The 2,474-nt window shown below is 38.8% G+C and carries 3 protein-coding genes; all 3 read left to right on the top strand.

Going from position 1 to position 2,474, the window contains the following annotated elements; all coding sequences use genetic code 11:
• Positions 1–216 precede the first annotated feature (216 nt).
• Positions 217–969 carry a type II secretion system protein N gene (locus AC4GME_RS08250; RefSeq protein ID WP_490376274.1) on the top strand — a complete coding sequence of 251 codons (753 nt, stop codon included), beginning with the start codon at positions 217–219 and terminating at the stop codon, positions 967–969.
• 4 nt (positions 970–973) lie between these two features.
• Entirely contained in the window at positions 974–1,429 is a 456-nt protein-coding gene (locus tag AC4GME_RS08245; protein ID WP_490376275.1) for a DUF3465 domain-containing protein, read from the top strand.
• 134 nt (positions 1,430–1,563) lie between these two features.
• The gene (gene lexA / locus AC4GME_RS08240; RefSeq protein WP_490376276.1) at positions 1,564–2,193 is read left to right on the top strand and encodes a transcriptional repressor LexA; all 630 of its coding nucleotides are present in this window, start codon (positions 1,564–1,566) and stop codon (positions 2,191–2,193) included.
• Positions 2,194–2,474: the final 281 nt, after the last annotated feature.

Here is a 2,474-nt window from a genome sequence, read left to right as displayed (position 1 = left end):
GCATTCTACATCAAGGTTTTATAACGCTGAAGATGGTTGCCTCTCGCCTTGCCCAACGGGAGCATAGCTCGAAAGCCAGCACCGCGTTACAATATTTGAAAAGGGAATAACCATTCTCTGCATATTGTGCCTTGTTCTGACATCCGAGCTAGGCTCTGAATCTGCATTTTCAAATAGTTTGGGTATATTGGCATACTATAAAAAGAAATTACCTTTATGAAAATCAAACTTATTTTACTATTTCTATTGTTCTATCTATTGTCACTGCTGATTACATTACCAGTAAGCACGGTTATGCGTTTTATTCCTGAAAATTCAGGGATGGAAGTGGCGGCTGTTTCCGGCTCAGTGTGGCAAGGAAAAGCCTTTCAGTTAACTTATAAAAAAAAGTACCATTTGCAGCAAGTTGACTGGAAAGTTGACTGGCTTGCATTGACGAGTTTGCAGTTAAAATTAGATCTTAAATTTAACAATGGCAGTAAAGCTATGTCAGGAAAAGGTTTTATCCTGCTTGGTTTTTCCGGTATCTCTGTTGAAAATTTTGTTGTTGATTTAAGTGCGCCTGAACTGCTTTCTTATCTCAGTTTACCACTGCCGGTTGAGGCCAGTGGTGATCTCTCTTTGGTAATAAAAAAAGCCTCGCAAGGTTTACCTTATTGTCAGCAACTCGATGGTTATATTGTTTGGCAAAATGCCAAGATTAATAGTGATATGGGGAATGTCGATTTAGCATCGCCAAATATTGATTTGAGTTGTGAAAATGGTCAAGTGAGCGCTGATTTGCAACAGCAGTCTGAACAACTTACCAGTACGTTTAATCTTCTGTTAAAAGAGGGGGGCGTTTATCAGCTACAAGGCTCAATTAAAGCTGGCAATAAACTCGATCCTTCGATCAAACAGGCATTGTCGTGGATTGGAACTCAAGATCAATCGGGTGCTACACCGGTAAACTTTACAGGCAAGCTGTAACGTAATGAAAAAGCTACTCTTGCTGTTACCATTTTGTTTTATGCTATGCGCTTGTTTTTCAGATGATAAAGATGAGCTAAATGCACTTTATAATGATCATAATAGTGAAATGGAAAAACAGCTGGATGGTGTTGAGCATATTGAGTTTGCTTACAAACAGCAACGCGGTGGTATGCAGGTAACTAGCCTTGGGCGAATTGTAAAAATATTAGATAATCAGAGTACTCCCTATGCTGCGCAACAAATCTTAATTCGATTAAATTCAGGCAGAAAACTGATCATTAAACACAATATCGAGATAGCTAAACCCGTGGTTGATTTAAAAGTGGGTGAAGTGCTGCAGTTTAGCGGTATTTATAAGTGGAATCATAAGGGTGGTATGATCTTATCAACTCATTATGAGGCTGCTAATCCCAAAAGGTCGGGCTGGTTGATGTACCGGGATATTGTTTACCAATAAATAACCTCAACTCGGGATAATGAAAGCATCGGCTTACATATTTTGCTTTTATTTTATAAAAATTATTTACCGTAGCTAGTATAAATCCGTGTATAGATATACACTGTGTATATTTACAGTTTTGTGGGGGAATTATGAAAGAGTTAACCAAACGTCAAAGTGAAGTCTTGGATGTGATTAAAGACTGCATCGAAAAAACCGGAATGCCTCCAACACGTGTGGAATTAGCGAAAATTCTAGGTTTTCGTAGTGCGAATGCCGCTGAAGAACATCTTAAAGCGCTAGCACGTAAAGGTGCGATTGAAATTTTATCGGGCACATCTCGTGGTATTCGTATTCTAGGAGCTCATAAACAATATGAAGAAGCTGTTGATGATGGGTTACCTTTAGTCGGTATGGTAGCCGCGGGAGAGCCTATTTTAGCGCAAGAGAATATTGAAGCGCACTATAATGTCGATCCTTCATTATTTCACCCTGGTGCTGATTTTTTATTGCGTGTACAGGGCGAGAGCATGAAAGATATTGGTATTATGGATGGTGATTTATTGGCTGTGCATAAAACTCAAGATATCAATAACGGTCAGGTGGTTGTGGCGCGTGTTGAAGATGACGTAACCGTTAAACGTTTTTACCGTGAAGGCAGTCAGGTGATTTTGAAAGCTGAAAACTCTCAATTTGAGCCAATTAAAGTGGATTTGGAATATCAGTCGTTCAATATTGAAGGTATTGCTGTTGGCGTGATTCGTACAGCGGATTGGATGTAAGAAAGTTTGGAATATCAGCTATTTATTCAATATTGAAGGTATTGCTGTTGGCGTGATTCGTACAGCGGATTGGATGTAAGAAAGTTTGGAATATCAGCCATTTATTCAATATTGAAGGTATTGCTGTTGGTGTGATTCGTACCGCGGATTGGATGTAAAGAAAGTTTGGAATATCAGCCATTTATTTGATATTGAAGGTATAACTCTTGGGGCGATTCGTACTGCAGATTGGATGTAAGAAAGTTTGGAATATCAGCCATTTATTCAATATTGAAGGTATT

The sequence above is a fragment of the Psychromonas sp. genome, assembly GCF_983033635.1.
This window is presented reverse-complemented; position numbering and strand designations above follow the sequence as displayed.